Below are 7,000 nucleotides of genomic sequence, written 5' to 3'. Positions count from 1 at the left end.
TGCTTTCTTGCTTCCCGAGGGTTCTTTCCCGGGTGGTTCTTCTGGCCTTGGTGGGGTTGTTCTCCTGCGGGCCCCTGGCGTGCTCTCAGCCGTCACGCCTTCCGCCCGTCGACGGCAGCGAAGACCTCAGGAACGCCGACGCGAAAACAAGTACGCCGACGGAATCGACGTCAGACATCCGACGCCGCTCATCGGCACATGAGTCTTCCCGCCGCGGCGATGGCCTGTCCCACCGCCGGGGAGTTGAGCTGGATCACCACCTGCCGGCGACCGTCCTCGCTGGTCATCGCGATCCCGGAGTACCCGTAGATCAGCCCGGAGTGGTTCCACACCTGGGTGCCGCAGGTCAGCTTGTCGGCGTACACGCCCATCCCGCCCGCACGCTTGAAGTCGGCCCCCGCAGGCAGGCGTCCCGCTGCCGCCCCTTCGACCGTCCCCTTGCCGGGGGCCCGCGTCCGTGTGCCGGAGGACGGACCCGTGCCTTTACCCGAGCCTGCTCCGAAGAGGGCCTCGTAGAGGGTGCCCACGTCCCGGGTGGTCGACACCAGGCCTCCCGCGGCCCAGAAGATGGAGGAGCTCACGGTCGTCGACCCGGGGCCGTCGCCCTGCCTGCCCCGGGCGAGTCCCTGTGGCAGGAGCTCCCGGGGGAGCTCGGTGTCACGCAGCCGCAGGGGGCCGGTGATGCGCTCGGACAGCGCCTCGGAGTAGCTCTTACCGGTGACCTTCTCTATGACCAGGCCGAGAAGGATGTAGTTGCTGTTGGAGTAGCGGTTGACCCCCCGCTTGCCGGGCCTTCCGCCGTAGCCGAGCAGCTCGCGCGGCGGCCAGTCACGGGTGTGCAGGCCACGGTCCACGACGGCGTCCGTGAAGCGGGAGTCGGTGAGGTAGTCCGGTATTCCGCTGGTGTGGGTGAGCAGCTGCTCGACGGTCACCCTGTCCGCGCCGGGAAGGACACCGGGGAGGAGTTTCCCGAGCGTGTCACCGAGAGCCAGCCGCCGCTCGCGTACCAGCTGCAGCACGACCGCGGCGGTGAAGGTCTTGGTGACGCTCGCGATCCGGAATCGGTGATCGACCCGCATGGGAGTCCTCGTCGCGAGGTCGGCGAACCCGGCGGCGGCCTCCCGGATCCTTCCGTCGTCACGGAGGTGCACGACGGCTCCGGGGGACCCGGACGACACCAGGTCGTCCGCCACGGCCTGGACCTCGGAAGCCGCTCCGGGAGAGCCGGCCGAGGGAGAGCGTGGCGCGCCGGAGGGCTGTGGCGTGCCGGGGGCGGCGGGCGCGGCCGTACGGGTGGAAGGGGAGCAGGCGGTCACCGCGATCACCAGTGAGATCGCGCCCAGAAGGGCCGCACGCATCCGATGTCCCCTTCCCGTACCCCCGCACCGTCGAGGTCCTGACGGTACAAGCCCGCCGACCGGAAGGGAACATCGCGGTGGAGCGGAGGAGCGGAACGGCTCCCGTGAACCGGCACGGGGCCTCCCCGTCGCGGTGAGGCGGCGGTGAGGCGGCGGGAAGGCCCGTGTGCGTGACCCCGGGTGACTCCGGCCTCGTGTTCGTGACCCTGGTCACCCCGACACGGGACCCGGGTGACCCCGACACGGGACCCGGGTCACCCCGACACGGGACCCGGGTCACCCCGACACGGGACCCGGATGGCCCCCGGCCCGAGGCGCCGCGCACAGGAACCCGAGGGCCCGGTGCAGAAGCCCGGGGCCGCGGACACGGGAACCTGAGGCCCCGGGCGCAGGGGCCCCAGGTTCCGGACGCGAGCCCCGGGAGAGGCCGCGGTCAGTGGCGCGAGCTTTGGAAGAGACCGCGGTCAGTGGCGCGGGCCTTGGGAGAGACCGCGTCAGTGGGGAGCGAGATCCAGGTCCTTGATCCTGGGGTCGCCCTCGTCGGCGAAGTAGTGGTCGGGCTTGGTGGTGTCGTCCCCGTCGTGCGCCTTGGCGGCGCGCGCGATGAGCGTGCCGATCGCGGCGACGGCCAGGTTGACCGCGAGCGCGACGATGCCCGCGTAGATCGTCATCTTGGTGTCCAGGCCCAGCTTCTCCAGCGGGAACGCGGACCCGGCGAAGTGCAGCTTGCCGGTGGCCGGGTTGCCGATGTTGTAGAGCATGAGCATGCCGGCCCCCATGCCCGCGGCCCATCCGGCGATCAGGCCGATGCGGTGGAACCAGCGGGTGTAGAGGCCGAGCGCCACCGACGGGAGCGTCTGCAGGATGATGACGCCGCCGATGAGCTGCAGGTCGATGGAGAAACCGGTGTCCAGGAACAGGATGCACAGCACCGCGCCGACCTTGACGAGCAGCGAGGTGATCTTCGAGACCCGGGCCTCGTCGGCGTCGCTCGCGTCCGGCTTCAGGTACTCCTTGTAGATGTTCCGGGTGAACAGGTTCGCCGCGGCGATGGACATGATGGCCGCGGGGACCAGCGCGCCGATGCCGATCGCGGCGTACGCGACGCCGGTGAACCAGTCGGGGAACATCTTGTCGAACAGCTGCGGCACGATCGTGTTGTTGTCCTTGCCGATCGGCGTGATGCCGGCCGCGATGGCCATCAGGCCGAGCAGCGCGATCAGGCCGAGCAGCAGGCTGTAGGCGGGCAGCGCCGACATGTTCCGCTTGATGACGTCGCGGTTCTTGGACGCGAGCACGCCGGTGATGCTGTGCGGGTACAGGAAGAGCGCGAGCGCCGAGCCCAGGGCCAGCGTGACGTACTGGAGCTGGTTGTTGGCGTTGAGCAGGATGCCGTCACCGGGGGCGGGGCTGGCGGTGAACTTGGCCTGGGCGGCGTCGAAGATGCCGGACCAGCCGCCCTCGATCTGGGCGGGGATCGCGAAGATCGCGACCAGGATCACGATGTAGATCAGCGTGTCCTTGACGAACGCGATCAGCGCCGGGGCGCGCAGGCCCGACTGGTAGGTGTACGCGGCCAGGATCGCGAACGCGATGATGATCGGCAGGTGGCCGGTCACGCCCATCGACTTCAGCACGGCCTCGATGCCGACGAGCTGGAGCGCGATGTAGGGCATGGTCGCCACGATGCCGGTGATCGCCACCAGCAGCGCCAGCGTGGGCGAGCCGAACCGGGCCCGTACGAAGTCGGCCGGGGTCACGAAGCCGTGCACGTGCGAGACCGACCAGAGACGGATCAGCACCAGGAACACGATCGGGTAGACCACGATCGTGTACGGCACCGCGAAGAAGCCCATCGCGCCCGCGCCCCAGAGCAGGGCGGGCACGGCCACGAAGGTGTAGGCGGTGTAGAGGTCGCCACCGACCAGGAACCAGGTGACCCAGGAGCCGAAGTTCCGGCCGCCCAGGCCCCACTCGTCGAGGCTGGCCAGGTCGTTCGGGCGCCGCCAGCGCGCGGCCATGAAACCCATGCCGCTGACCAGCAGGAACAGCGCCGAGAAAACGATGATCTCAGTCAGATGCGCTTCCATCGGGTCACCGCCGCCGCTTCGTCATCTGGTAAACGATCGTGGTGCAGGTGACGCCGATCAGGATGAAGGCGAGCTGGAGCCAGTAGAACAGCGGGAAGCCGAGAAGCCGTGGTTCATCGGAGTTATACAGGAACGGCAACAAAGGTAGGATGATCGGTACGATGAGCAGCCAGTTCCATGGGCTGCGATCGCTCCGACCACCGTCTGGAGTGGTCAACACGGTCTCCTCGTAGTGGAGAAGGGACGTCCGGACAGGATCGTCCCGTTCGGCTGACCGGCAGCGTAATTACACGACCATTTCATTGAGGTCACCGAGCGCCGAGCGGATCGGTTCACGCGACGAGCGGTAGGTGAGTCATCACATTCCGCCCTTTGCCGACGTCACAGCGGCCTCGGCCGGTGAGCACCTGCGGCTCGGCGATGGATTCCTACCGGTCACCGCACGGGTGATCCCACGTCTTGACGCGGGAGCAGGCGTCCCGAAAGCGCAGGCCACACCGGATCGCGATCTTCCGCGCCTCGTCCGCCGGCCGCGACGGCGGCACTCGGTCGGACGTCCCCCGCCGAGTCGGTCCTCGCCGGTCGCGCGGAGGCGCCGAGCAGGACCGCGCCGAGCACCCCGGCCGCCCCGGCGAGCTGACCGGCGGACAGGGCCTGCCCGAGCACCGCCCAACCGAGCCCGGCGGCCACCACCGGGCTGAGCAGCCCCAGCAGGGTGAGCCGGACCGGGGCCAGGGAGGTCACCCCGCGGAACCACAGGAAGTACGCCAGTGCCGTGCCGACGACGGTCAGGTAGCCGAAACCGGCGAGGTTCGTCCCCGTCAGGACGGGCGGCAGGCCCTCGACGACGAGCGCGGCGGGCAGCAGGAGCAGCCCTCCGGCGGCCAGCTGCCACCCGGTGAGGGCCAGCAGCGCGGTGCTCCGGCTCGCGTACCCCGCGGGGGTGCCCCAGCGCCGGCCCAGGACGGTGCCCAGCGACATGGTGACGACCCCGCCGACGGCGGCGATCAGCCCGAGCGGGTCGAGGGTGACGGCCGAGCGCAGCACCAGCAGGGCCACCCCGGCGACCCCGATCACCGCGGCCACCATGGCCCGGGGGGCCGGACGCTCCCCGAGCAGCGGGAACGCCAGGGCCGCGACCGCGAAGGGGGCCAGGCCGCCCAGCACGGACGCGACCCCGCCGGGCAGCCGGTACGCCGCCACGAAGAGCAGGGCGAAGAACAGGCCGATGTTGAGGGTGCCGAGGACGGCCGAGCGCCACCACCAGGCCCCCCGCGGCAGCGCGAGCCGCCCGGCGAGCACGGCGACGGCCGCGCAGAGGAGCAGCCCGGCGGGCAGCGCCCTGACCGCGCCCGCCAGCAGCGGGCGGTGAGCCGGCAGCAGCTCCGTGGTCACCAGGTACGTCGTGCCCCACACCATCGGGGCGACGGCGCTGGCGACGATCGGCCTAATGTCTCTCATGAATAAGTATCTTAGCACTAAGCTAATCATCGGCAAGCTAACATGTCGGCATGGCAGGGGACACGGCCCGCGACGACGTCGACCGCATCGTCATGCAGTGGGCGCGCGAGCGCCCGGAGCTGGAGACCGGGGCGATGGAGGTGTTCGGCCGCATCAACCGCCTCGCCCGGATCGCCGGTGACCTCCAGGAAGAGGTGTACGCCCGGTTCGGGATCAACCGCGGGGAGTTCGACGTGCTGGCGACCCTGCGCCGGTCGGGGGAGCCGTTCCAGCTCTCGCCCAAGGAGCTGTCGGCCTCGCTGATGCTGACCTCGGGCGGCATGACCGGACGGCTCGACCGGCTGGAGCACGCCGGGCTCGTCACCCGCTCGCCCGACCCGAACGACCGGCGCGCCCTGGTGATCACCCTGACCGGCCGCGGGCGCGAGGTGGCCGACGAGGCGGTGGTGGCCGGCCTGGCGGTCCAGCGCGAGCTGTTCGACCGGCTCCCGGCCCGCAGCCGCGAACGGCTCGCCGACCTGCTGCGCGACCTGCTCGCGGCGGCCGGTTCCGACGGGCCCGGCTGACCGCGCCGGCCGGGGCCGGGCCCCGCCTCCTCGCCCCCGCCCGGCCCGCCTCTCCCGTGCGCCTTGACCGGTAGGACATTTCCTACCTATTGTCGGCGCATGACGATAACCCATGTCCAGCTGCTCTCCCTGCCCGTCACCGACCAGGACCGGGCGAAGAGCTTCTACGTCGACGCCCTCGGCTTCGACCTCGTCTCGGACAACCCGATGGGCCCCGACCGCCGCTGGGTACAGGTGGCCCCCAAGGGCGCCCGTACCTCGATCACGCTCGTGAACTGGTTCGACACCATGCCGCCCGGCTCCCTCAAGGGCCTGGTGCTGGAGACCGACGACCTCGAGGGCGACGTGGCCGCGCTGAACGACCGCGGCGTGGCCGTCGAGGGCGACATCCAGCGGTCACCGTGGGGGCGCTACGTCACCTTCGACGACCCCGACGGCAACGGGATCGTGCTGCAGGCCACCGCGGTGGACGCGCCCGCCCGTGGCTGAGGCGGACGTGTTCGCCGCGGTGGCCAGCCCCACCCGGCGCAGGCTCCTCGGGCTGCTCCTGGAGAACGGGCCGAAACCGGTCCAGGAACTGGCCGAGCACTTCGACATGCGCCGCCCGAGCCTGTCGGAGCACCTCAAGGTGCTCAAGGACGCGGGCCTGGTGGTCGAACGCAGGGCGGGCAGGCGGCGCCTGTACTCCCTGCGCCCCGAACCGCTGCGGGAGATGTCCGCCTGGCTCACCCCGTACGAGCGCTTCTGGAGGGAGAGACTCTCCAGCCTTCGCGACCTCCTGGACGCCGAGGACGATGACGGCCTTTCGAGCACCGAGGACGACGACCGCGATGTCTGACCCCACACTGATCAGGACCGACCAGTACCTCGCCCACCCGCCGCGCAAGGTCTGGCGCGCGCTCACCGACCCCGACCTGCTGGCGCGCTGGCTGATGCCCGGCGACTTCAAGCCGGTCGTCGGCCACCGGTTCACGTTCCGGACCGAGCCCCGGCCGAACCGGGGGTTCGACGGCGTCGTGCACTGCGAGGTCCTGGATCTCGAACCGGAACGGCTGATGCGGATCTCCTGGTGCGGCGGAGGGCTCGACACCACGGTCACCTGGACGCTGGAGGCCGAGGGGCGCGGCACCCGACTCCTGTTGGAACACGCCGGGTTCGACCCGGACGACCCGATCCAGCAGAGCACCTACGTCATCCTCGACGGGGGCTGGCGCTCGCACGTCCTGAGCCGGATGGAGAAGGTGCTGGCGGACGCCTGAGTCCCTCCTCGTGACCTCTTCTTCCGGGGAGGGCTTTCTCTTCCCGGAAGCACGGGCCGCGGGCTCTCGAAGGGCCGTGAACTCCGGGAGGCCGCGGCTCCCGGGGAGGGCGTCGGCCGTGGGCACCGCGGAAAGATGCCCTCCCCGGGAGGGGGCAGCGGAAAGCCGCCCTCCCCGAAGACCCGGAAAGACGCTCTCCCCGAAGACCCGGAAAGACGCCCTTCCCGGAAGCCCGCGAAAACATGACAAGAGATGTCCCCTTTTCC

8 protein-coding genes are annotated in these 7,000 nt (G+C 70.5%); 4 read left to right on the top strand and 4 right to left on the bottom strand.

Annotated elements, in window-relative coordinates:
* Positions 1 to 188 precede the first annotated feature (188 nt).
* From ACZ6RT_RS35240 to ACZ6RT_RS35225, 4 genes are all read right to left on the bottom strand, one after another.
* A complete protein-coding gene (locus ACZ6RT_RS35240; protein WP_470158341.1) occupies positions 189 to 1,358 on the bottom strand; it encodes a serine hydrolase domain-containing protein in 1,170 nt (389 codons plus the stop codon).
* Between the two features lie 494 nt (positions 1,359 to 1,852).
* On the bottom strand, positions 1,853 to 3,448 hold the full coding sequence (mctP, locus tag ACZ6RT_RS35235; protein WP_399195941.1) for a monocarboxylate uptake permease MctP: 1,596 nt from the start codon (positions 3,446 to 3,448) through the stop codon (positions 1,853 to 1,855).
* A 4-nt stretch (positions 3,449 to 3,452) separates the two neighbouring features.
* Positions 3,453 to 3,668: a DUF3311 domain-containing protein gene (locus tag ACZ6RT_RS35230; protein ID WP_470158339.1), complete on the bottom strand. Its 216-nt coding sequence runs from the start codon at positions 3,666 to 3,668 to the stop codon at positions 3,453 to 3,455.
* Between the two features lie 215 nt (positions 3,669 to 3,883).
* The gene (locus ACZ6RT_RS35225) at positions 3,884 to 4,909 is read right to left on the bottom strand and encodes an EamA family transporter (RefSeq protein WP_470158337.1); all 1,026 of its coding nucleotides are present in this window, start codon (positions 4,907 to 4,909) and stop codon (positions 3,884 to 3,886) included.
* Positions 4,910 to 4,959: 50 nt separating this feature from the next.
* Between ACZ6RT_RS35225 and ACZ6RT_RS35220 the strand changes: the two genes are divergently transcribed.
* From ACZ6RT_RS35220 to ACZ6RT_RS35205, 4 genes are all read left to right on the top strand, one after another.
* A complete protein-coding gene (locus ACZ6RT_RS35220; RefSeq protein ID WP_470158336.1) occupies positions 4,960 to 5,475 on the top strand; it encodes a MarR family winged helix-turn-helix transcriptional regulator in 516 nt (171 codons plus the stop codon).
* 99 nt (positions 5,476 to 5,574) lie between these two features.
* Complete coding sequence (locus ACZ6RT_RS35215; RefSeq protein WP_470158334.1) at positions 5,575 to 5,964, top strand: VOC family protein; 390 nt, start codon at positions 5,575 to 5,577, stop codon at positions 5,962 to 5,964.
* Positions 5,957 to 6,313: an ArsR/SmtB family transcription factor gene (locus ACZ6RT_RS35210; RefSeq protein WP_470158332.1), complete on the top strand. Its 357-nt coding sequence runs from the start codon at positions 5,957 to 5,959 to the stop codon at positions 6,311 to 6,313. The genes ACZ6RT_RS35215 and ACZ6RT_RS35210 overlap by 8 nt, the downstream gene beginning before the upstream one ends.
* Positions 6,306 to 6,734 carry an SRPBCC family protein gene (locus ACZ6RT_RS35205; RefSeq protein WP_470158330.1) on the top strand — a complete coding sequence of 143 codons (429 nt, stop codon included), beginning with the start codon at positions 6,306 to 6,308 and terminating at the stop codon, positions 6,732 to 6,734. Before ACZ6RT_RS35210 ends, ACZ6RT_RS35205 begins: the two co-directional genes overlap by 8 nt.
* The last annotated feature ends 266 nt before the right edge of the window (positions 6,735 to 7,000 follow it).

It is taken from the genome of Streptosporangium sp. NPDC050148 (genome assembly GCF_055586505.1).
The sequence above is the reverse complement of the archived record's forward strand: the minus strand, read 5'-3'. Positions and strand labels throughout refer to the sequence as shown.